Below are 23,836 nucleotides of genomic sequence, written 5' to 3' on the forward strand. Positions count from 1 at the left end.
ATTTCAAACCTTATTTCAGCAGATTGCCTTCAAAAAATAAGTGACTTTTCTTAACCTCACTCCTATTTTTTTAAGAAAGCAATCGGACATAGATAGAAGCAATGTTAGCTTTCCAAAGCAAAAAGTTGTTTTCTGTGAAAATTTTGATTCATTAATTTTGACTTTCCGTAAAATAGGTATAAAATAGAGAAATGTATTTTTGAGAAAGAGAGAAAAAATGACTAAAACAGAAACTTTTGATATTCATGGTAAAACCTTTAACCGAAGTGCTATGATTATGCTTTTATTAATAGCCACCTTTGCTGGGGTATTAAACCAGACCAGTCTAGGCACAGCTATTCCAACACTGATGACTAGTTTTGACATTAGTTTGGCTAGGGCTCAAGAAGCAACCACTTGGTTTCTACTAGCAAATGGGATTATGATTCCTGTTTCTGCTTTTTTAACCACGCGCTTTTCAACCAAATGGTTATTCTTTTCAGCTTATGCTATCCTCGTGACTGGTTTACTGATGTCTGCACTTGCTCCGTCATCCAACTGGTTAATTTTTCTCATTGGGCGAATCATTCAGGCCTGTGCAGTTGGTATCACAATGCCATTAATGCAAGTCGTTATGGTTAATGTCTTTCCGCCTGAACAACGCGGAGCAGCCATGGGCTTAAATGGACTTGTAGTCGGCCTAGCTCCAGCAATTGGTCCAACTTTCGCAGGTTGGGTCTTAAAACATGACTTTGTTCTTTGGGGACATGAGCTCAGCTGGCGTGCTATTTTTGTTTTGCCATTAGTGATTTTGACAATCGCTTTGCTATTAACACCATTCTTAATCAAAGATGTTGTGCCAAACAAACCAATGAAACTAGATAGCCCATCCCTTATGTTATCAATCCTTGGATTTGGAATCTTCCTCTGGGGCTTCACCAATGTTGCTAGCTATGGTTGGGGTGATGGTCTTTATGTCCTGACTCCGATCGCAATTGGAACGACAATCATTGCAATCTTTATTCGCCGCCAATTAACATTGACTGACCCATTCTTAGATATTCGTGTCTTTAAAGTGAAGCAGTTTTCCGTAACAACTGCAGCTATCGGCCTCTCAATGATGGCTATGATGGGGGTAGAGATGATGTTGCCCCTTTACTTGCAAAATGTTCACGGTCTGACTGCTCTTGACTCTGGTTTAGTCCTTTTACCAGGTGCACTGATGATGGGGATTGTTAGTCCCATTGCAGGTAGTGTCTATGATAAAGTTGGTGCTCGCCGACTTGCCCTTATTGGTTTTATCATCTTAGGAATCGGGACTATTCCCTTTATTTACTTAACAGCCTCAACACCTGACCATTTCATTACGATGCTTTATGCTGTGAGAATGTTTGGTATCGCAATGGTAATGATGCCATTAACAGCCTCATCAATGAGTGCCTTGCCACCACACGAAGCAGCACATGGTACCGCAGCTAATAACACTGCACGCCAAATTGCATCAGCTATTGTTGTTGCCCTTTTATCAAGCGTGACACAAAACATCATTACCAATAATAAACCTGCAAAAGCGCTTTCAACAGAGAATCCCTTGCATTATTCTGAAAAAATGATTGAAGCTAGCTTAAAAGGTTTCCATACTTCATTTGCTATCGGCTTTGCTTTTGCTGTTATTGGATTTATTGTTTCACTGATGCTTCGTAAGGGAAAAATTATCGAAAAAGAAGAGAAGGCATTATAGAATGATTATACTTATTATTTGTTTAGCAACGGTTCTAACCTTTATCAGCTGGATGTATATTGACAAAGCTATTCTCCGTTATAGCCTTGGCTTTCTTTCTATTCTTTTCTTAGCTGGTTCAATTGGGGTTTTAACCAACCATTTTACCAACCATACCGGCATGGTAAGCCAAATGAAAACCACAACTAAGCCAATTTATTCTGCGGGTAGTGATTCATTACCCTTTGGTATTCTTATTTATAAGGAACTAGGAACTAAAGCTGATAGCCAGGTCCTTGTCTTTCGTGATAAGCCATCTGATAAGGAAGCGACAGCGCATTATATTCCAAATAAAAAACAGATCTCTGAAGCTATCAAGAAGACCGCAACTTATCAACTAGCCGATGTCGATCAGGCTCAGGCCCTTATTACGACAAAACGGTATGTTTGGAAATCTCCGTTTTATAAGTTTCTCTTTGGCATAGGTGGTGAAAATGGTCTATTAATCTCACAAAGCGTTTTAGTTAAGATTCCAAAAGACACCTGGCTTAGCTTGACACCTGAGGAAGCGAATCGTTTGAAAGAATTAGCACCAAAGTTACAAGCGGCCAATCAAGCTAAATTCAAAGCTGATCCTAATGCGGCAATGCAGATGAAACTATTACAAGAAAAGCACCCTAAACAATTCATTCAACTTCAGATTAAGACCATTAAAGAGGCTTTAGCTGAGGACAAGTAACGACAAAAGAGAATCTACGGATTCTCTTTTGTTATGAATTAGAGGAAGATTTAGGGTTCTTACTTTTTTCAATCACTGCCTAATAGAGCAATACTTGAGTGATTAACATGCCGCCACCAAAAATGAGAAGGAATGCGACCACTGGCCACACAAATTTTAGCCAGTGTGAATATTTCATGTCTAACATTTGAAGTGTGGCCATAACTAAACCTGTTGGGGCTAAAAAGAGCATGGCGTATTGGCCAAATTGATAAGCCATAACAACGACAAATCTTGGAATGCCAACTGTATCTGCTAAAGGTGCTAAAATTGGCATGGATAGCACAGCTAATCCTGATGAAGAGGGCACTACAAACCCAAGGAAGAAGAAAATAATTAACATAACGATGATGAATATTGGACCACTAACATGAGAAGCTAGTTTTGAGGCCGAAAAAAGCATGGTATCTGAAATATTCCCTTGGTTCAAGATAATATTTATCCCTCTAGCAAGACCAATAATTAATGATACGCCTACTAAGCTTGAAGCTCCTGCTACAAATTCATCAACAACGACTTTTTCACCAACTCCATTAGGCCCTGTAGCAGTTAGTAACATGATAACAATTGTAATTGCTAAGAATGAGGAAGCCATGGTTGGGAACCACCAACCTTGTGACATAACCCCCCAAACCATTAACGGAAATGACACAACAAATAATATAAGAATGAGTTTTTGTCTGATGGTGAAACTAGCATTTGCTGATCCCCCATCCACACTCCACTTCTCATAAAATTCTTCACGGTCGTCATAAGAATATGAGAAAGTTGGATTAGCTTTTACTTTTTTAGCATACCAATAGAGATAGCCGACGACAAAAATCGCTCCGCAAATACAGCCAAAAGTACGCCAGCCCAACCCTTCAGTGAAACTGATACCTGCCGCATTTGAGGCAATAACAGATGAGAATGGATTAATTGTCGAGAATGATGTCCCTACTGAACTTGCTAGGAAAATAGCTCCGACACAAATAATTGAATCATAGCCCATCGCTAAAAAGACAGGGACTAAAATAGGATAAAAAGCGACCGCTTCTTCTTCAATACCACAGAGGGTACCACCTACTACCATTAAAATTGAAACAAGGAAAATTAACAGAAACTCACGACCTTTGGTTTTTTTAGTCAGTGCAATCAGACCGGATTCAAAAGCGCCACTCCGACGGACAACACCAATCATACCACCTAAAACCATAATAAATACCATGATATCGACTGCTTCAATAGTCCCATTTACCATACTTGTCGTGATATCTCCAATACCTGCAGGACTTGATTTTAGACGTTTGTAAGTATTTGGAACTGAAATTGGTTTACTGATAGCACCAGAGGTAAATTCTTTAATGTTGATTTTAACACCAATTTTATCTAAACTGTTTTGACTAGCTTCTAATTTAGAAACTTTCCCAGATGGCTCAGTAATATTTAATTTTTCTGTCGAGGAATCATAAACGAGTTTAGCATAGGATCCTGAAGGGATAACATGTGTTGCAATAACGGCAATAATCGTTAGAACAAACAATATCGTAAATGCCCCTGGCATTCTAAGTCCTTTTTTTACTGGGCTACTATTATTTTTTTTACTCTCTAACATAAGAGTTCTCCTTTAGTGGACTGACTATTTTTGATACAAAATAAGGGTGTGATATGTCATCTAAACCACCTCACACCCAAGATATTATTTGGTTATCCTTGTTCCGAGATTGCCTGTTAGAGCATCCTCTAATCCTTCCAATGATGTAATAATAGCTTCACCTTGTGGATTTTCGTCTAGGAAACTTAAGCATGCGATAATTTTTGGAAGCATGCTTCCTTTAGCAAACTCTCCATTTTTAACGTGGTCGATGATATCATGTGTTGTGACCGATTTTAATGCTTCTTGATTTTCTTTACCAAAATGAACATAAACATAATCAACAGCTGTCAAAATAATCAGTTGATCAGCATCCAATTTTCCAGCTAATAACGCACTGGATTTATCTTTATCAATAACAGCTGGAACCCCTTGATAAGCTCCTGCTTCATTTTTGATAACTGGAACCCCACCGCCTCCACCAGCAACAACTAAAGTTCCTGTCTCAATGAGGTTTTTAATACTTTTAAGTTCTAAAATTGTAATTGGATCCGGCGAAGCAACGACACGTCTATAGCCTCTTCCAGCATCTTCTACAAAAGTATAGCCTTTTTCTTTTGCAATCTTTTCAGCAGTTTCCTTATCGTAGAAACTCCCAATTGGCTTAGTCAGATCTTCAAAAGCTGGATCGGTAGGATTAACCTCAATTTGAGTGACAACAGTTGCTACTTCTTTGTCCATACCTTCACTTTGCAATTCATTCAGCAAACTCTGTTGCATGTGATAGCCAATATACCCTTGACTCATGGCACCACATTCTGGAAACGGAAAATGAGCACCAATTCCATTTTCAGCTGCATAATTCATTCCTAAATTAATGGCACCTACTTGCGGTCCATTGCCATGACTAATGACAACTTCATGCCCTTGTTTTATTAAAGAAATGAGAGATTTTGAGGTCTTTTTTACCAGCAGTAATTGCTCCTCTGGTGAATTCCCAAGGGCATTTCCTCCAAGTGCTACTACAATTTTTGACATAAGAACCTCCTAATCACCGAGTGTTGCTACCATTACAGCTTTGATAGTATGCATACGATTTTCTGCTTCTTGGAAAACTACTGAATGTGGTCCTTCAAAGACGTCATCACTAACTTCCATTTCTGTCAACCCATATTTTTCAAAAATTTCCTTACCAATCTTAGTGTCTGTATTATGGAATGATGGCAAACAATGTTCAAAGATAACATTTGGATTTTCAGTCATTTCGATCATTTCTTTGGTTACACGATAAGGTTCTAATAAAGCAATTCTTTCTTTCCAAACGTCATCTGCTTCACCCATTGATACCCAAACATCAGTATAAAGGACATCAGAAGCTTTTACACCTTCCTTAATATCATCTGTAATAAGAATATTACCACCTGAAGCTTTCGCTAATTGTTGACACTTTTTAAGCAAGTCATCACTTGGATTCAATTCCTTAGGACAAACCAAATGATAATCCATACCAATAATTGCTGCCCCAATCATTAACGCATTAGCAACATTATTTCGACCATCTCCGACATAAGTAAAATTGATGTCTTTGTATGGTTTCTTTAGGCACTCTTTAGCTGTCAAGAAATCTGCTAAAACTTGTGTTGGGTGGTCTGCATCAGTTAGGCCATTCCAAACAGGGACACCTGAATGCGCTGCAAGGATTTCTACTGTTTCTTGTGAGAATCCACGGTACTCAATACCATCATACATCCCACCAAGTACTCTAGCTGTATCTTTAGCAGTTTCTTTTTTACCCATTTGACTTCCAGTTGGACCTAAGTAGGTGACATGAGCTCCCTGATCATAAGCAGCTACTTCAAATGCACAACGGGTCCGTGTTGAGTCTTTTTCAAAAATTAGCGCGATATTTTTTCCGACTAATTTTTGTTGTTCAATTCCTGCATATTTTGCACGTTTCAAATCTTCTGAAAGATTCAATAGGAATTCAACTTCTTGTGTCGTAAAATCTAATAAGGTTAAAAAACTACGGTTTCGTAAATTTTTCATTGCTTATTGCCTCCTTTTTATTTATACTTACATTATAGTTAACGCTTTCATAAATATTCAAAAATACTCAAAAATATTCTTTAAAAAATTTGGAGAAACCTGATGCTCGAAATACTTACGGAAAAACACGTTGAAAAAAGACAACGCATTATTATCGCAGCCGTCACTATTGCATTAGCAGCTCAAATTCATGTAAGTACGATTACAGAAGGATTTATTTTAACATTATCTCTTTTTATTTTGCCCGTTTTTTTATACTTCAATGATGATGTTAATCCATTTCATATCTGTTTAGGCATCGCTGCTGTTTCACCATTATTTAGGGGATTGATTCTTGCTCTTGTTGGTGATGCCTCCTTAAATAAAATAATCAACTTTGTTTTTACAGACATGGTGTTTTATCTATGGTACGGCACCTTGTACTACACCATCTATTGGCACCGTGAATCACGTAATAAAGGGACTTTTTTTCTAACGATTATCATCTGTGATTACTTTTCCAATATCTTAGAAGTTAGTCTGTTATTAGGCTTTCATCACTATACCATTCTCCTATTTCAAATTCTTTTTCTAACGGCCTTGATTCGTGCAACCATCAGTGCAGGAATATCATTTACTTATCATTACTTGTCACTACTTTTAATGAAAGATTATCATGAAAAACGCTATTACTATTTCATCTGGTCGACTTCTGCAGTAAAAAGCGAAGTTTATTTTATGAAAAAAAACATTTTAGAAATAGAAAACATCATGAAAAATGCTTATATCCTGGATAAAGAGTTAGAAAATCATCATCTCTCACCAGAATATCAACACCTTTCCTTAGAAATCGCTCGAGATGTTCATGAAATAAAAAAAGACTATCAGAATGTTATTAAAGGCTTGGGGACCTATTTTAGTGTCGAAAATGAAGCCAGTATGTTTTTAAAAGATATTTTTCGAATTGTTCTTTCCTATATTAGAAGCCTTATTACCTCCCATAAACAGGAAATTATCATCACCGAAAACATCAGAACCAATATAAAAGTCTATAACTACTATTTTTTATTAACCATTGTTTCTAATATTATTTTAAATGCTGTCGAAGCTATTAATGACACAAAAAATGGTTGTATCTATGTCTATGCTTCACATGATGATGCCCATTTAAACATCGTCATTACAGATAACGGGCCTGGCATTCCAGACAAGATGAAGCCTTATATTTTTCAATCTGGCTTTTCAACTAAATTTGATGTAAATGGTGACATTTATCGAGGAATTGGACTTTCTAATGTCAAAATCATTGTAGAAGAAGAGTTTAAAGGTCAGATAGAGTTAAAAGATAATCATCCTAAGGGGGCAATTTTTACTATCACCATCCCTAATGACGAACTATTATCTAAAGAAACGGAGAATACCATAGATGAAGTTTTATATTCTTGATGATGATCCATCAGTTACCATGATCCTACAAGAAATTATTGAGGAAGATTATAACAATACAGTTATTAAAGTAGAAAATTCATCCACCGTTGCTCTCAATGAACTCCCTTTTTATGAGGTAGATATTGTTTTAGTTGATTTACTGATGCCATTGCTAGATGGTGTCACTTTGGTAAAGAAAATCCATCAACAGCGGCCAAAATTAAAATTTATTATGATTTCACAAGTTAAAGATAATTCAATGCGACAAGATGCCTACAAGGCAGGAATTGAATTCTTCATTAGTAAGCCAATTAATATTGTTGAAGTGAAATCTGTTGTCAATAAGGTCAAAGCAAGTATTGAGATGGAAGCAAAGCTTCATCTTATTCAAGAATTACTTGGGCCAAAGTTAAGTCAAGAGACACAGGAAACACTACAGGAAAAACAACTCGAAAAAATTCGTTCTATTTTGAGTTACCTAGGCATTACATCAGAAGCAGGATGCGCAGATATCATTACAATTTGCCAAATCCTTCTCCAAAGTCACCTTTATTTTGAGCAGCTTAATTTTTCAAAACACCTATCCCTTGATGCTCATAGTCAAAAAATTATGTTGCAACGCGTTCGTCGGGCAATAAAAAAAGGGATGGTTAACATCGCTCATCTGTGTATAGATGATTATGACAATGAAATCACCATCCAATATGCTAATGCCTTATTTGGTTACCAAAATATTCACTCCGAAATTCAGGTCATCCAAAAATTAAATCACCAGGGAGGTAAAGTATCACTCCGAAAATTTTTTGACGAACTAATCGTTCAAAGCCACAACGCACTATTAAGTTGATTGCAATTGACTCAATAGACAAAAACTTTGCCCGTAAACACAAGTTTCAGAGTTCACGGGCAAAGTTATTATTTATTCAAATCAGCAACTATTTAGTCTCTAAAATAGTTTTAAGAGTCTAGTAGTTTATCAAAAGGCATTATCTTTTAATGCATCGGCCAATCGGCCAAAATCTTCAATACTTAGGGCTTCACCACGAATGTTTGGACTAATACCGGCCATGTCTAAAGCATGACTTAACTGAGTCTTGATTTCTTCTGATTTCCCAAAATGGCTAACCAAATTATTCCAAAGTGTCTTTCGACGGTGAACAAAGCTTGCTTTTGAGACTCTAAACAAGAAGTCCTCATCTTTAACTGTGACCAACGGCTCTGTGCGACGGGTCATTTTTAAAATGGCTGAATCAACATTTGGCGCAGGCACGAAGACCGTTCTCGGGACAATAAAGGCCACCTTTGCAGTCATATAATACTGAACTGCAATTGATAAGGAACCATAAGCTTTAGTGTTAGGCGCCGCGGAAATACGATCTGCCACCTCGCGTTGCATCATCACTACAAACTCTTGGAATGGGATTTTGCTGTCAATTAAGTGCATCAAAATAGGTGTTGTGATGTAATAAGGTAGATTAGCGACTACCTTAATTGGTAATTCTGGATTTTTAAAAGCCTTAATCTGTGTTTGTAAATCAGCTTTTAAAATATCTTGATTAACCACTTGAACATTATCAAAGTCTCTCAAAGTATCTTTTAAAATTGGAATCAAACGGTCATCAATTTCAAAAGCCATAACTTCAGCCGCATTCTCTGCTAAAAATTCGGTCAAGGCACCAATACCTGGACCAATTTCAATAACATTGACACCCTTATCAACCTCTGCTGTGTCAAGAATTTTTTGTAAAATATTGGTATCCGTCAAAAAGTTTTGACCGAAAGATTTTTTGAATGTAAACCCATGGTGCTCTAAAATAGCCCGGGTAACATTATAGTCTGCAATTCTCATTTGTTATTATTTCCTACTTATTTGTTTTCTCTATTGTAGCATACTTACAGAGTTAGCTATTTAAAATTTCGCCATAGCTTCTTGGACTTCTGCTAAGCTAATGCCAAAGAGTTCTAATCTGGCTAGTAATTGTTTGCCGTTACAGTAGCCAATTCGCAGTGTTTCGCCTAAGTATTCACGGCGTTTACGGCTGTCTCCACCCAAGAGTAGTCCTAGTTTAACTAGGTCTTCTTTGGTGATGTCAAAATCATTTTGATCATCGTATGTTTGGGTTACTTTGGCTAAAGCTTTTTGCAAATCTTTAAAACCAGCATGTTCAACACCTAGTGACCGTCCTTTAGACTTGGATCCTGGAACAGCTTCATCACGGTTTAAAAAGGCATGACGAACCGTCGGAACAGCCTGCATAATGATTTTACGAATGCGTTCGCCGTTATAATCTGGGTCTGTAAAGACAATGACGCCGCGTAGCTGATTGAGGCGGTCAATCCTCTCTAGGTCAGCTTCGTTGATTGCTGAGCCTCTTGTTTCATAAGTGTCAACCTCATAGAAACGTCGGAGATTTGCTGTATCATCCTTGCCCTCGACGACGATGACTTCTTGAATCTTAATTTTTTTAGTCAATCTTAAAAATCCTCTTAGCATTGGCTGTTGTCGCTTTTGCAACTTCTTCTGAAGTCAGGCCACGTAGCTCCGCAATTTTATCCACAACATAACGAGTATAGGCCGTATGGTTCTCGCGACCCCGCTTTGGCACTGGCGCTAGGTATGGCGCATCCGTTTCGACCAGCATTTTATCCAGGGGAATGGCTTGCGCGACTTCTTGAAGCTCTGTGGCTTTTTTGAAAGTAACCACACCAGAAAAAGAAATCAGCATGCCCAAATCAATGAATTTCTGAGCCATTTCCAAGCTACCACTGAAAGAATGCATGATGCCTCCGCAGGGCCCGACACCAGCTTCTTTGATGACTTGATAGGTATCTTCTAGGGCATCGCGGGTGTGAACAACAAATGGTAAGTTATAATCTTTTGACAATTGGATTTGTCGTTTGAAGACCTCAATTTGAACCTCTTTGGGGTCTTCCATCCAATGGTAATCCAAGCCAATTTCGCCCAAGGCCACAACCTTTTCATTATTTAAGTGAGAAACAAGCATCTCCTCAACGGCCTGACTGTATGAGCCTGCCTCAGTTGGGTGCCAACCAATGGTCGCATAAACGTCTGGATATTTTGCGGCAAGAGCTAATGCACCGGCAATGGTAGCTTGGTCAAAGCCAACCACATTGTGAGCCGTCACGCCCATTTCCTTGGCCAAAGCCAGCTCTTCATCTTCCTTACCAATGAAATTATCCACATTCAAATGGGTATGAGTATCAAATATGCTAAGCATGTTTTTTCCTTTTATTCTTCTTTTCTTCTCGGGAATTGCTGCGCTCTAAAGCAAAGCCTTACTCTGAAAGGCTTCTCTTGACTCTTATTATACCATAATTGAAAAAGATTCTCTGCACCAGCAATTGAATGTATGTGTCAATTAGTCGAGCACTTGACACTCTAAATTATGATATCATATAATACGATAACTACTTTTTATCTCTCTATCAAATCTCACAAATAGGAGTAGACGATGACTAAAAATATACAAATCAAAGCTAAAATTGAGGATGCGTTTTCTCAGATGACCCCTTTGGAAATTAGTATTGGTAAATTTTTTATTAATAATGACCTTGATGAGGCTCACATGTCGTCTCGCCTGGTTGTTCAACGGCTCCACGTATCGCAAGCAGCTCTGACACGCTTTGCAAAAAAATGTGGCTATTCTGGCTATCGCTCCTTTGCATTTGATTACCTCCAAACATTGCAAACAGCCGGAAACACCTTTCAAGACATCAGTCGCGATGTGACCAAGAGGGTCTTGGTTGACTACGATACCTTGATTAATAAGACTTATAGCTTGGTTGACGAGGAAAAATTGCAGAGCTTAGCAGAAGAGATTGATCAAGCTGAGCGGATTTATTTCTATGGGAAAGGCTCTTCTGCCTTGGTGGCCCAAGAGATGAAGCTGCGCTTTATGCGACTTGGAATCATCTGTGATGCCTATTCTGACACCGATGGATTCACTTGGGCCAATAGCTTGGTCAATAAGAACTGTCTAGTGATTGGCTTTTCTTTATCAGGTCAAACATTATCTGTGATCAAAGCCTTAGAAAAAGCAGCCGCTAATGGCGCCAAAACTAAACTCATCACAACAAGAGATTCTGAGCAATTTAATGCTGAAATCGACGTCTTTAACGTCTCTTCCACCCATCAGCTCAATTATGGTAACCGTGTTTCTCCGCAATTTCCACTATTAATCATGATGGATATTATCTATGCTTATGTCCTAGAAATTGACCGCGACAAAAAAGAAGACATCTTTGAAAAAACAATTATCAACTAAAAAGACTCTCAAAACAAAGCGTTGAGAGTTTTTCTTTTGTAACAATTTACTGATGGGCTTGCTTTTGTTTAAAATGATAGAAGGCACCAATAGATAACCACATCCAATATCAGCATTCTTTTAATATCATAGCGGAATAGGATATGAGAAAACTAATTTTACTGTTTGATCCTCATTGGAGGTATCGTTAATAGTTGGTTTTTTCATAATCTTATATAAACAACTAATCTTCTCTATTAAGAAGTTGGTTTATTTCTTGGCTATAGAGTATTGCCTTTCCTCCATAGATTGCTTGAATTCCATTTTTTACATCTAGAACAGCTGTTGCTCCAACGGACTGCAAGGTTCCTTTATCTACTTTACTACTATCAGCAAGTGATACACGTAATCTTGTTGCACAAGCTGTCACGTCTTCAATATTGCTTTCACCTCCAAGTGCATCAATTATTAATAATGATTGATCACGTAAAGAATTTGACTTATCATTTACACTTAACTGATTATCTGAGCTTGCTTCATTTGTTAATTCCATCCCTGGAACGAGAACATGGAATTTAGTGACACAAAACCTAAATACAATATAATAAATTAAGAACCAAACAACCCCCACAGGAATTACTAATAGCCAGTTAGTATGCGAATTTCCCTGAAGAACACCAAATATCAAGAAATCAATAAGTCCACCTGAGAATGAATTACCAATTCTAATTTGAAGTAAATCAGCAACTAAAAATGAGCAACCATCTAAGAAGGCATGGACAATATAAAGCCATGGAGCAACAAATAAGAAAGCAAACTCAATCGGTTCAGTTATACCTGTTAATAATGAAGTCAAGGCACTACTTGAATAAAAACTACCAACTTTTTTACGATTGATTTTGGGAATAGAATGATACATAGCAAGGCAGGCTGCAGGTAAGCCAAACATCATTGTTGCAAAACGACCTGCAAAAAAACGTGTTCCATAAGTGAAGAGTCCAGTATGATGGGAATCAGCTAATTGTGCAAAAAAGATATTTTGAGCACCTGCAATGGTTTTTCCTGCAACTTCTTCACTGCCACCTAAAGAGGTGTACCAAAACATTGGATAAATGGTATGGTGAAGTCCAACTGCCCCTGTTAAACGTAAGAAGAATCCATATAAGAATGTTCCTAAACTACCCATAACAGCAATTTTTTCACCTATGACTACTAATCCATTTTGAACTGGAGGCCAAATAATATAAAAAACTGTACCAATTGCAATTGCTGCAAAAGAGGAAATAATTGGGATAAAACGTGAGCCACCAAAGAAACCTAGGAAGGCTGGTAATTCAATTTTTCGATACTTGTTATGCAAACTTGCAACTATCAAACCAATAACTAAAGCTCCCAAGACACCAGTATCAATTTTAGCATCTTTTGCCGAAAATAAAGTTAAAAATCCACTGATAGTCGCAGTAAAAACTAAATAAGCGACACCACCAGAGAGACCCGCAGTTCCTTTATCAGCATCAGCTAGTCCTACAGCAACACCAATAGCAAAAATTAAAGCAATATTGGCAAAAACAGCATTTCCTGCAGTACTCATTATAGTAAAGATTGCTTGCAACCACGGTTGGTCTAAAACAGAAAACTGTGCAATCGCATTAGCATTTGATAGGGCACCACCAATTCCTAAGAGTAATCCCGCTACTGGCAAGATTGAAATTGGTAACATAAAGGCTTGCCCTAATTTAGAAAATTTCTTAAAATCCATCTCACTTATCTCCTTTTCTTACTGCTTCAATAAATCGCTGGGCGATTTCTTTTGGTCTTGTTATTGCACCACCCACAACAATGCCAAAGACACCTAAGTCGTTGACTGCCTTTGCTTGCTCAGGCGAGTGAATTTTACCTTCAGCAATGACGTCAATACCTGCTTGACACAATTGGTCAATCAGCTCTAGGTCGGGATCTTCTGCTTGTCGGCTATAACTGGTATAGCCTGAAAGAGTCGTGCCCACAAAATCAACACCAGCCTCGTAAGCTTCCTTTCCTTCTTCAAAGGTCGAAATATCAGCCATCAGTAGTTGATTGGGATATTTCTCCTTGACTTGCTGAATGAATTCACGGATAGTCAGGCCGTCATAGCGTTGACGCTTGGTACAATCCAGTGCGATGATGGCAATCTCAAGGGCTGCCAGTTGGTCAATCTCAGCCATAGTCGCTGTGATAAAGGGCTCTTGGGGTGGATACTCTTTCTTGATAATACCGATAATTGGCAAAGCCGTCACAGTCTGTATCTCTTTAATGTCACGAACGGAGTTAGCCCTAATCCCAACTGCTCCCGCTTCTTGGGCAGCCTTAGCCATGAGGGGCATAATGCCACCCCTGTCAGAATACAGAGCTTCTCCTGGCAAAGCCTGACATGAAACGATTATGCCATCTTTAAACTGTTGCCTGAGACTGTCTTTAGTCATCTCTTTTAACATGCTTTTTTCCTTTCCAATGATTACACTTGTCTGCTAACTGTTTTCATTATACCAAGTATAAAAGCGTTTTCAATAATCTTTAGGTATTTAGAATTGACTTTCAAAAATAGCAAGCTTTGTCTCTTTTATTAAAACTAGTTTCAGCACACAAAAAAACCAAGAGCCTCGAGCACTCTTGGTTTTATTTGTTTGTATTCGTATTTATTGCGATTAAGCTGATAATACTTTACGTCCTTTACGACGACGGCTCGCAAGCACGCGACGTCCGTTTTTAGTTGCCATACGGTGACGGAAGCCGTGTTTACGTTGACGACGGATTTTACTTGGTTGATAAGTACGTTTCACAGTGAATACCTCCTCATAGATTTTCGTATTCGTTTAGCCGGCTATTTTGTGATATCAGTTACTAAACATACCTTAATATTCTATAACATATAGGGAGCCTTGTCAAGATAATTTTAAAATATGTATGGGGCTGAATATTTGAGAATAGTCGATACTACATAAAAACAAGAAAATGACACTTAATCTAGAAAAGACCCTAGAGATTAACTGCTCCTTCCATAACTAGTATTTTGGACATTGTGAAATGCCTCTATGAGGCCAAACTTACTCTATTTAATATTAGTCAAGAATGTTTTTATTTAACTCTTGAACATCCATCAACTCTAAACTGTTAATTTTGCGATAGGTAACAGAATACCAGTTGATTTTTTCTGTTTTACAGTTCGTAAAATCAGCCTGATAACTTTTTAGTCATCATGAAAAAAAATCTAACATACTCATACTTTTTTATTTTTAGTACTTGCTTTATATCAGTATCCCCAGGAGTCTTCATTCTACTTTAATGCTAACACTTCATAGTTTGTATGCCAGAGATGTTAGCAATTTACTGTGAAAGACAATTAGAAATAGCTAATCATTTCTTCATATTCAGACAATGGATACCCACGGAAAAATATTAAGAGAATATTGAGATACCCTCTTTTCTTTTTCATTAATGTATTGTACAATACATTTAACATTGTGGTATTTATTAAAAATAAAACAAAATTATTGCAATTTATTGTGAAAAAAATAAAACTTCTAAGTAATTCTAAACCGTTGGAGTATTGCTTAAAAGGATTTACTCATTTAGTCTTACGCATGGTTACAAATTGGTAAGACAAATTTATAACAAGAGAAATATCCGGTGTTATAGGTGGAAATATTAAATAAAATAAAGCTAGTGAAAACTGGCTTTTTATGAGTGAAAGTGAGTACTATGAAAAAAATTAGTATAGTTGTTCCCTGTTATAATGAAGAAGAAACAGTTAACCTATTCTTAGAAGAAATATTTAAGGTGACAAAAGATATACCTAATTATTCCTTTGACTATATTTTTATTAACGATGGTTCAAAGGATAACACTCTGGAAGTGCTACGCGAAGTCAACAAAAGATTTGACAATGTACACTATTTATCCTTCTCACGTAATTTTGGAAAAGAGGCCGGACTATTAGCAGGTCTCAAACATACCTCTGGTGATTATGTTGCCGTCATGGATGCTGATTTACAAGATCCTCCTGAACTATTGCCTGTAATGGTTGGGTTAATCGAAAAAGGATATGATATTGTTGGAACAAGAAGAAAAAATAGAGAGGGGGAGCCTGTCATTCGCTCTTTCTTTGCTAAACTGTTCTATAAAATTATCAATATGGTATCAGACACCGAAATGGTAGATGGGGCAAGAGACTTCAGACTAATGACCAGACAAGTCGTAGATAGTATTTTAGAACTGACTGAAGTAAACAGATTTTCAAAGGGCATTTTTGCTTGGGTAGGATTTGATACAACTTACATTAGCTTTGAAAACAGAGCGCGCGTGGCAGGAAAGACTTCTTGGAGCTTTTGGTCACTTGTAAGCTATTCCTTAGAAGGTTTCATCAATTTTTCAGAAGCTTTATTAAATATCGCTATCTACAGTGGTTTATTAGCATTTATATCATCAATACTCGGAGCTATAGTTATTGTTATCCGAAAGTTAACTGTAGGAGGCAGTGTTGATGGATGGGCTTCACTTGTAACCATTATCCTATTAATAGGTGGCATCCAATTACTTTGCATCGGTATTCTAGGGAAATATATTTCTAAGATATTTTTAGAAACTAAAAAAAGACCTAGTTATGTTATCAAGGAAAAGGGATAAGAATGAAAAACAAACTAAATAAAGTAGTTTTTGAAAACAACTTAATACCGGTTATATTATTAATTTTGTGGGCAATTTTTATCACAAAAATATCAGAATTTGTTATTAATGGCTCAATGTCATATGATATGCGTTTTCATTTGGCACGAATCGTAGGCTTGGCCCAATCTATTAGTAACAGGGATATCTTACCTAATATCAATAATATTTTTAGTTGGGGAACCGGATATGCTAGTAATATGTTTTATGGTAACTGGCAACTATACATTCCTGCCTTTGTATTTATAGTTACTCAAAATAGCCTATTTAGCTTTCTTGTTTTGGCTTTCACAGTAATCTTATTAGAAAGTTTAAGTACCTACTTCTTCATAGGCAAAATTGTAAAAGACAATAGAAAAAGTTTTTGGTTAGCGATAATCATTCCTTGCTTTTTTCCTTTGTATAGCTTTGGAATGACTATTATTGTAGGTCTCGTTCCCATTCTTCTCTATGCTTTATACAAAGTCATTTATGAGGACAAGATTAATCCGTTACTGCTAGCTATTACTGTCTCATTACTAATCCAATCTCATATTATTTCCACATTAATTTTGGCAATTATTTCTATATTATTTATAATGCTCAATTCGGATAAGATTAAAACGAAACACATTGTGTCGTTTGCTACTTCTGCGGGCTTAGGTTTGCTATTATCTAGTGGTTTTATTATTCAATATATCGAATTGATACACTCACAAGAATTCTATTTTAGTTGGAAAAGCAGAGATTTTCCGATTCCTGCTGATCAAATGTTTATTCTAGATAAAAATTTTAATTCTGGATTTTCACCTATTACAAACTTTTTTGATTTGCCACTAAAATTACTTGCCATATATTATGCTTTGAATTTTAATAAACTAAAAAGAATCTCCAAGACTTTACTATGTATTACTTTCATAATGTATCTTGCTATGACACCACTATTACCCTGGCAAACTGTCTTGAAAAATACTTTTTTAGGGATTATTCAATATACCGAGCGTTTATCATTTTTTTCATCTATACTACTATTAATTGTCGTTGGTTTAGAAAATGAAATAAAAGTTGTTCGAGCAATGTCAACAGCTATTGTTATTATGTATTTCTTTGGCTTTGTAAAAAACGAATTCAATAAACCAAATAAAGTTATCACCAATTTTATGGACCATAATTTTAAGACTATGAAGCAAGCCTATAAAAATCCTTTATCTACTTTTGTGAATCCTGTAGGAGATGAATACTACACAGTTGACATTAACCATGTAGATGTCAGAGATAGGAAATTTGCGGACGTTTCAGATGAGAAGAATGTTGTTGTTAACAGTGTAAGATATGGATATAACAAGATTGAATTAGATTATCGAGTAATTGATAAAAACAAAAAAGGAAGTGTCGTCGTACCTAAAATTTATTACAAAGGCTATGTTGCCAATTACTCTGGCGGTGCTAAAGGGAGTCAACCTATGTTGCAACTAGCTAAAAAAACAGCTAGGGAATTAAAAAAGGATGATAAAAAAAAGATGCCAAAAGCAACCTATAAAGTATTAAATAACGGTAAAATATATTTGACGCTTGAAGGTGCCGGAAAAGTGCTAGTTGTCTATAAAAAGACCATTGCACAAAAAATAGGCTACACGCTTGAAACTTTTTCATGGATTGTAGTCATTAGCGGATTAATGACTACTGGTAGTAGGGGAATATATGGTAAAAATACAAAATTACAGAGAAATTATTAACTATCTGATATTTGGAGTACTTACAACATTTGTCTATATAATTACCAGGTGGATCATCTTTACATCAACTCACCAGGTTCTGATAGCAGCATTTTTTGCAAACTTTATTGCTATATTATTTGCTTTTATCACTAATGATCGTATTGTATTTAAACAAGCTTCAAAAGGTAAATTTTCACGATTTATTAAATTCGTCACCTTGAGACTATTTGCCTTGATACTGGATATTGTATTAGCTTACCTATTCGTTAAGCAATTTCCAGAGATAATTGGTTATTTTGTAAATAATGATATAGCAACAATTAACCTCACTGAAACTCTCTTTTCACAAGCTCTGATCATTATCCTAAATTATCTCTTAAGCAAATTTTTAATATTTAAAAACAAGATAGACACGTGACAAAAACACGTGTCTTTTAGTACAGGTTAAACTAATCAAATAAAGTAACGTTACAATCAGGATGTCTTGAGCTTTCCTGTAATTCTCTTCTACGTCAATGCACCTTATTTGACAAACAGGGCTTGTGCCAGTGGTTCTTTCTCTCCTTATTTTTTCTATTTTCATAATATATTACCCAAAATGTGAGGAGCAAAAGAATGTTAAGACCAGTAAGGCGCTCCCAGTCAATAGTTATGCTATAGAACACTAAAAACACTATGTAGGATGTGTTGTATTCATAAAGATTTTGGAGCATATTTTGATACACTTGATAGTTTATTTGACTAATATTCAGAAATTCTACTAAAGTGTTTACACAAAATTATTGACAGTACAAACTGCTTCTTACATCTCTCAATAATTATCAATATTCAGATTAAGCTATTTATGCTATAATTAGGTATACTTAATTTTTAATCTAACAATACCTTAGAGGGATAACTATGAAAAAGGAATCTCATAATTCCATACTAACTGATTCACAATTAATTGCATTACCTAAAAAAGCCTCCTTCGTCTCCTTTCTATTTGCTTTCACAGGACCCGGCATGTTGGTTGCTGTTGGTTATATGGATCCAGGAAATTGGATCACTAGTGTTGTGGCAGGTGCCAACTATAAATACTTACTCCTGATTGCTGTCTTGGTCTCTTCTTTAATTGCTATGCAATTGCAACAAATGTCTGGCAAATTAGGGCTTGTGACCCAAATGGATTTAGCTCAGATGATTGCTACAAAAATGTCCAAAAAGTTTCGACTCTTCTTTTGGGTGATAACAGAGCTAGCATTGATGGCAACTGATTTAGCCGAGGTCATTGGTGCTGGAATCGCACTTCACCTGCTATTTGGTTGGTCCCTATTACTTTCCATCCTGATTACCGTTTTTGATGTCTTTTTACTACTTTTATTGATGCGTTTGGGATTTCGAAAAATTGAAGCCATTGTCGGCACCCTCATTGTAACTATTCTAGTCATTTTTTCCTATATGGTTGGATTAGCCAGACCAGATGGTGTCGCTATTTTATCTGGCTATTTACCGAGTCCTCAACTGTGGCAAGCCCCTAAAGAAGTGAGCGGTTCTGTATTAACTCTTGCCCTTGGAATCATTGGAGCAACGGTTATGCCACATAACCTCTTTCTACATTCTTCTTTGTCTCAGACACGTCAAGTTGATTATAAAGACCCTAAAGCCTTAACTACAGCCATTCGCTTCATGACTTGGGATTCCAATATTCAGTTAAGTATCGCCTTTGTCGTCAATTCCTTGCTCTTAATTGTTGGAGCAGCCATCTTTTACGGTCACGCTCAAGATATAAGCGCTTTTTCATCGATGTATCATGCCCTCAGTAATCCAAAGTTAATCGGCCAACTTGCTAGCCCTTTCTTATCAACTTTGTTTGCTGTAGCACTTTTAGCAAGCGGTCAAAATTCAACTATTACCGGCACCTTGACTAGCGAAATTGTTATGAAAGGCTTCTTAAATATCAAACTACCTGCCTGGTTACTAAGACTTGTTACTAGACTAGTCGCATTGATTCCTGTCATCGTGGTAGCCTTTATATTTGGAACAAAAGAAATCATTTTAGATCACATTCTGATTTATTCACAAGTTTTTCTATCCATCGCTTTACCTTTTGCCATCTTCCCCTTGGTTTACTTCACCTCTAGCAAAGATATTATGGGAAACTTTGTAAACCACAAATGGAATAGTCGCCTAGCTTATCTCGAAGCTATAGCCTTAACACTTTTAAACATCAAACTAATACTTTCCCTTCTTTAAGCAATATGACATAAAAACCCTCACATTGGAAAATTTTCCAATGTGAGGGTTTTTTACTCTAATGATTAGTTTTACTGGCTTGTCTTTCTGCCAATTTTTTGTTAATTATTGAGGTTTTACTATAATTTAAGTAGGATACAATAATCCAGACTATCAGATAGATAATGAAGAATTGAATAAAGAAACTTAAATAGTCTTCTTTACTTAACCAACCATTATAACTATTCATTAAAAAGACTAATCCACTGATACTAATAAAGTGAATCACATTTTGATAGATAAATGGAATTTGTTCAAGATTATAAATTAATGAAGCTATCCCCATAAAGCCACTAATTAACAGGCAAGAAACGATATTGGAAATACTTTGTGTTGTCACATCGCTTAGGAGTAGACAAGCAGAGTAAATAATTCCTCCAATGCCAATCCCATAGATATAAGCATTTATGATTTTTTTCATGGTCTTCCTCCTAAAGTCCTAGACTTTTTTCTAATTCTTTGACATAACGGCGACTAATTATTACTTTATGTTTTTGACTTAAAACGGCTAGCATATTGCCAGAAAAAGAAGCTTCCAAACGGATCAAATGTTTAATATTAATTACACTTTGTTTAGAAACTTGGATAAAATGCGATACAGGTAACTTGTCTTTTAATTTATAAAGTCTTTCTCGTGTTCGATACTGTCCTTGACTGGTCATGATATCTAAATAATCACCATCCACTTCGACAGCAATAATATCAGCTAATTTTAGCAATTGAATACTATCTTCAGTTTTAACAGCTAGTACATCCGTCTTCATCGCTTTAAAAACCTGCAAATAATTCACTAAGGTAGCTACTTCTTGATCATAGCTTTCTTTAGTAATGACAATTTCGATTTCTTCCTTCTCATGATCTTCCTTAAACAACCATTTCATTTTATTACCCCATACACTATTTCTATACTTGTATCATAACAGAAATGATCTAGCTTGTAAGCAAAATCTTGCTAACCGGTCAATTACTTAGGGCAAGTGGTATTAATCAAGCTAGTTTATTTTTTCTTTTAAGGAAAAGGATAAGAGCCAAAATGACTAATTGCACAGCTATAATCCCGATGACGAGCTGATAATCCTGAGCCTTAGTTGTTAACTTATCCCACTCCAAACCAATGCCCATGAACTTGCTGAAATGAATTCTCGCTTGACCAAAACTTTCTACTTTAGCATCCATCAAGATGTGACGGAACAATGACGCAACATATGCTCCTGGTACTAATTTGACTAATTGCTGTGCTGAATCTGGTAGGACACCTATTGGCATATAAACCCCAACCAAGAAACCAGAAGCCGTTCCAACAATGGTTGAGAGGCTACTTTCGAGGGACATTTTGTTGATAAATTGGAGTACGGTGATCGAAAAGAGTGAGCCTTGAAGACTGGAAAGTAAGGCAACCTGTAAAAGCTCTGGAAGCAATTTGGTCGAGATGACCAAGCCGTCTTCCTGCTTGAAGTAGAAAGCCATGACCAACCCAACAAAAATTTGCATAATGAAACTGATGATGCTAGCACTGATGATGTAGCCCAGAATGATTCTAAGGGGACTGACATCTGTTAGAATCAAATCTTGCCAGACATGACGTTCTTTATCTGAGACAATGCGAGACAGCGCTGCCCAACTGGTGGTGATTCCTGTTACTGTTAGTACCCCACCCATAACCCATAAGTCTAAGATTTTTTCAGGCTTTGGCATACTATCTTTCCAGTTGATGACTAAATTGTTTTGTAAAAAGAGAATATAAAGAATAAAGGCAATCAAGGCCCCTAGCAAGGAGAATAAAACTCCAATTTTACTGCTAAAATATAATTTTAAGTGACGCTCAATTGTTGCTTTCATGCTTGGATATCCTTTCCTGTCAATGTTAAGAATGCTTCGTTTAAGGTACCTTCTTGGAAGCTGAAGTTACTAATTTCTGTTTGGTATTGACTAAGTAGGCTAATTACCTCTTGGCTAGTCAACCCCTCTATCAAGTATCGACCTGGCTCTATCTCTTTTAATTCTTGCTCAGGCTTTGCTTCAATGCTTGTCATTTCCAAAAGCAATTGTGATTTCGCATAGTCTGCAATTAATTGACTAGGCTTGTCACTGGCTAAGATATCTCCATTATCAATGACATAAACCTGATCAGCACTTTCTGCTTCTTCCAGATAATGTGTTGTTAAAAAGATGGTTAAGCCTTCTTCTTTTTGCAAAGTATGTAATAGGTTCCAAATCAATTGACGACTTTGAATATCTAAACCCGTAGTTGGTTCATCTAAGAAAAGAATATCCGGTTTATTGATTAATGCTCGAACAATGTCCACCCGCCTTCTCTGACCACCTGAGAGACTTTGGTACTTTTGTTTTAAAATAGGTTCAATCTTTGTAATCTCAATCAAATGATTTATCCAATCCTTATCAGCTGTTTTATACATTTTCATTCTATTTGTTAGATTGGCATTAACACTTAATTCGCCATCAAGGACACTATCTTGAAAAACCATTCCCATTTTTAAATCTTTATCTCTGATCACTTGTCCTGAATCAAAAGCTAATAATCCAGATAAGATATTGATGGTCGTCGATTTCCCAGCACCATTGGTTCCTAGATAAGCAACCATGGACCCTTTTTCAATTTCTAAATTTAGTCCTTTTAAGACTGGTTTTTTACCATATGACTTGATAATATTTCTTACTGTAATTAACATTTTTCGTCCTCCTTATTACAAACAAATCTTACCAAGAAGAAGGTATCTTGTGACCACTTCCTCGCTAAGTGGTAAAGACTGAGAGGTAAGAGGTCAAAAGGATACGAAAATTGCTTTTGAAGATAATTTTCTGAAAATTTCATGTAGAAGTGATAAAGTATATCTGTAATTTCCAATTTTATTATATTTTTCTTGTCATTAAAGAACCATCTTGTTAAAATAGACAAATGGACAAAAAATTAATACCGATCGAATCTGGTCATCTGTTAACATTAAGCTATGATGTCAATGGACATATTGACGACTTTTGGAACTTATTAGCCACTACTTCTGGTTTGCAGAAATGGTTCCCGGAGTTGTCTCGCCAAGAAAACTGCTTGCACTTCACAGCAGGTGACTTTACTGACAGCTTAGCTATTCTAAACGAAGAAACAAACAAAGCTTTCGCTTTTGAGTGGTTTGGAGCTACTATCCATTTTTCAATCAGTAAGAATGAGAGCACTAATAATCATCACATTGTCTTTACTGAAGAAATCCCATCTACTGTTAACAATCTGTCAACTGATTTAGCAGGATGGTATAACCAAAATCAACGCTTACGAATTTATGCTAATACTGGTCACCTCCCCGAGGTCAAGGCCCTTCAACAAGACTCCAAAGATTGGATCGACAGTCAATTACGAAAAAAGAGATAAGCATACTAAAG

23 protein-coding genes are annotated in these 23,836 nt (G+C 36.4%); 10 read left to right on the forward strand and 13 right to left on the reverse strand.

Annotated features, from left to right (window positions below; translation table 11 throughout):
• The first annotated feature begins 217 nt into the window (after positions 1-217).
• Together ACVRZD_RS08355 and ACVRZD_RS08360 are read left to right on the forward strand one after the other, a co-directional pair.
• Positions 218-1,720: an MDR family MFS transporter gene (locus ACVRZD_RS08355; protein WP_037626184.1), complete on the forward strand. Its 1,503-nt coding sequence runs from the start codon at positions 218-220 to the stop codon at positions 1,718-1,720.
• A gap of 1 nt (position 1,721) precedes the next feature.
• On the forward strand, positions 1,722-2,438 hold the full coding sequence (locus tag ACVRZD_RS08360) for a DUF4811 domain-containing protein (protein ID WP_037626186.1): 717 nt from the start codon (positions 1,722-1,724) through the stop codon (positions 2,436-2,438).
• A gap of 79 nt (positions 2,439-2,517) precedes the next feature.
• On the opposite strand, the gene ACVRZD_RS08365 is transcribed toward ACVRZD_RS08360, so the two are convergent.
• The 3 genes from ACVRZD_RS08365 to argF form a co-directional block, all read right to left on the reverse strand.
• Positions 2,518-4,071 carry a YfcC family protein gene (locus ACVRZD_RS08365; RefSeq protein ID WP_037626187.1) on the reverse strand — a complete coding sequence of 518 codons (1,554 nt, stop codon included), beginning with the start codon at positions 4,069-4,071 and terminating at the stop codon, positions 2,518-2,520.
• Positions 4,072-4,155: 84 nt separating this feature from the next.
• Positions 4,156-5,088 (reverse strand): carbamate kinase, encoded by a 933-nt coding sequence (arcC, locus tag ACVRZD_RS08370; protein ID WP_037626189.1) that lies wholly within the window; start codon positions 5,086-5,088, stop codon positions 4,156-4,158.
• A gap of 9 nt (positions 5,089-5,097) precedes the next feature.
• Positions 5,098-6,096, reverse strand: coding sequence for an ornithine carbamoyltransferase (gene argF / locus ACVRZD_RS08375; RefSeq protein ID WP_037626191.1), 999 nt, complete (start codon positions 6,094-6,096; stop codon positions 5,098-5,100).
• Positions 6,097-6,198: 102 nt separating this feature from the next.
• Here argF and ACVRZD_RS08380 point away from each other — a divergent pair, with 102 nt between their 5' ends.
• Both ACVRZD_RS08380 and ACVRZD_RS08385 read left to right on the forward strand, forming a co-directional pair.
• Positions 6,199-7,521, forward strand: a complete 1,323-nt coding sequence (locus ACVRZD_RS08380; protein WP_037626192.1) for a sensor histidine kinase — start codon at positions 6,199-6,201, stop codon at positions 7,519-7,521.
• The gene (locus ACVRZD_RS08385; protein ID WP_037626195.1) at positions 7,502-8,350 is read left to right on the forward strand and encodes a DNA-binding domain-containing protein; all 849 of its coding nucleotides are present in this window, start codon (positions 7,502-7,504) and stop codon (positions 8,348-8,350) included. The genes ACVRZD_RS08380 and ACVRZD_RS08385 overlap by 20 nt, the downstream gene beginning before the upstream one ends.
• A 129-nt stretch (positions 8,351-8,479) precedes the next feature.
• Here ACVRZD_RS08385 and rsmA read toward each other — a convergent pair whose 3' ends face one another.
• From rsmA to ACVRZD_RS08400, 3 genes are read right to left on the reverse strand one after another with little or no spacing between them, the layout of a single operon-like run.
• On the reverse strand, positions 8,480-9,352 hold the full coding sequence (gene rsmA / locus ACVRZD_RS08390) for a 16S rRNA (adenine(1518)-N(6)/adenine(1519)-N(6))-dimethyltransferase RsmA (RefSeq protein WP_037626197.1): 873 nt from the start codon (positions 9,350-9,352) through the stop codon (positions 8,480-8,482).
• A gap of 60 nt (positions 9,353-9,412) precedes the next feature.
• Entirely contained in the window at positions 9,413-9,997 is a 585-nt protein-coding gene (gene rnmV / locus ACVRZD_RS08395) for a ribonuclease M5 (RefSeq protein WP_037626198.1), read from the reverse strand.
• On the reverse strand, positions 9,969-10,742 hold the full coding sequence (locus ACVRZD_RS08400) for a TatD family hydrolase (RefSeq protein ID WP_037626200.1): 774 nt from the start codon (positions 10,740-10,742) through the stop codon (positions 9,969-9,971). Before ACVRZD_RS08400 ends, rnmV begins: the two co-directional genes overlap by 29 nt.
• Positions 10,743-10,976: 234 nt before the next feature.
• On the opposite strand from ACVRZD_RS08400, the gene ACVRZD_RS08405 reads away from it, so the two are divergent.
• Entirely contained in the window at positions 10,977-11,789 is an 813-nt protein-coding gene (locus ACVRZD_RS08405) for a MurR/RpiR family transcriptional regulator (protein ID WP_037626202.1), read from the forward strand.
• Between the two features lie 223 nt (positions 11,790-12,012).
• Here the strand turns inward: ACVRZD_RS08405 and ACVRZD_RS08410 are convergent, their stop codons facing one another.
• From ACVRZD_RS08410 to rpmH, 3 genes are all read right to left on the reverse strand, one after another.
• Entirely contained in the window at positions 12,013-13,527 is a 1,515-nt protein-coding gene (locus ACVRZD_RS08410; RefSeq protein WP_037626204.1) for a PTS transporter subunit EIIC, read from the reverse strand.
• A 1-nt stretch (position 13,528) separates the two neighbouring features.
• Positions 13,529-14,242: an N-acetylmannosamine-6-phosphate 2-epimerase gene (locus ACVRZD_RS08415; RefSeq protein WP_037626206.1), complete on the reverse strand. Its 714-nt coding sequence runs from the start codon at positions 14,240-14,242 to the stop codon at positions 13,529-13,531.
• Between the two features lie 210 nt (positions 14,243-14,452).
• Positions 14,453-14,587 carry a 50S ribosomal protein L34 gene (gene rpmH, locus ACVRZD_RS08420; RefSeq protein WP_003102296.1) on the reverse strand — a complete coding sequence of 45 codons (135 nt, stop codon included), beginning with the start codon at positions 14,585-14,587 and terminating at the stop codon, positions 14,453-14,455.
• A 919-nt stretch (positions 14,588-15,506) separates the two neighbouring features.
• Here rpmH and ACVRZD_RS08425 point away from each other — a divergent pair.
• The 4 genes from ACVRZD_RS08425 (at position 15,507) to ACVRZD_RS08440 (ending at position 20,401) form a co-directional block, all read left to right on the forward strand.
• Positions 15,507-16,430, forward strand: a complete 924-nt coding sequence (locus ACVRZD_RS08425) for a glycosyltransferase family 2 protein (protein ID WP_037626208.1) — start codon at positions 15,507-15,509, stop codon at positions 16,428-16,430.
• A gap of 2 nt (positions 16,431-16,432) precedes the next feature.
• A complete protein-coding gene (locus tag ACVRZD_RS08430) occupies positions 16,433-18,184 on the forward strand; it encodes a putative glycosyltransferase family protein (RefSeq protein ID WP_052128129.1) in 1,752 nt (583 codons plus the stop codon).
• Positions 18,150-18,584: a GtrA family protein gene (locus tag ACVRZD_RS08435; RefSeq protein ID WP_037626210.1), complete on the forward strand. Its 435-nt coding sequence runs from the start codon at positions 18,150-18,152 to the stop codon at positions 18,582-18,584. Before ACVRZD_RS08430 ends, ACVRZD_RS08435 begins: the two co-directional genes overlap by 35 nt.
• 482 nt (positions 18,585-19,066) lie before the next feature.
• Positions 19,067-20,401, forward strand: coding sequence for an Nramp family divalent metal transporter (locus ACVRZD_RS08440; protein ID WP_447450428.1), 1,335 nt, complete (start codon positions 19,067-19,069; stop codon positions 20,399-20,401).
• 58 nt (positions 20,402-20,459) lie between these two features.
• Here the strand turns inward: ACVRZD_RS08440 and ACVRZD_RS08445 are convergent, their stop codons facing one another.
• The 4 genes from ACVRZD_RS08445 to ACVRZD_RS08460 all read right to left on the reverse strand — a co-directional run bounded on the left by ACVRZD_RS08445 (position 20,460) and on the right by ACVRZD_RS08460 (position 23,130).
• Entirely contained in the window at positions 20,460-20,861 is a 402-nt protein-coding gene (locus tag ACVRZD_RS08445) for a DUF3021 domain-containing protein (RefSeq protein ID WP_037626211.1), read from the reverse strand.
• Positions 20,862-20,871: 10 nt separating this feature from the next.
• On the reverse strand, positions 20,872-21,321 hold the full coding sequence (locus tag ACVRZD_RS08450; protein WP_037626212.1) for a LytTR family DNA-binding domain-containing protein: 450 nt from the start codon (positions 21,319-21,321) through the stop codon (positions 20,872-20,874).
• 106 nt (positions 21,322-21,427) lie between these two features.
• Complete coding sequence (locus tag ACVRZD_RS08455; RefSeq protein WP_037626214.1) at positions 21,428-22,279, reverse strand: ABC transporter permease; 852 nt, start codon at positions 22,277-22,279, stop codon at positions 21,428-21,430.
• A complete protein-coding gene (locus ACVRZD_RS08460; RefSeq protein ID WP_037626215.1) occupies positions 22,276-23,130 on the reverse strand; it encodes an ABC transporter ATP-binding protein in 855 nt (284 codons plus the stop codon). Before ACVRZD_RS08460 ends, ACVRZD_RS08455 begins: the two co-directional genes overlap by 4 nt.
• A gap of 227 nt (positions 23,131-23,357) precedes the next feature.
• Between ACVRZD_RS08460 and ACVRZD_RS08465 the strand changes: the two genes are divergently transcribed.
• Complete coding sequence (locus ACVRZD_RS08465; protein ID WP_037626218.1) at positions 23,358-23,825, forward strand: hypothetical protein; 468 nt, start codon at positions 23,358-23,360, stop codon at positions 23,823-23,825.
• Positions 23,826-23,836 lie beyond the last annotated feature (11 nt).

The organism is Streptococcus hongkongensis, from assembly GCF_053206145.1.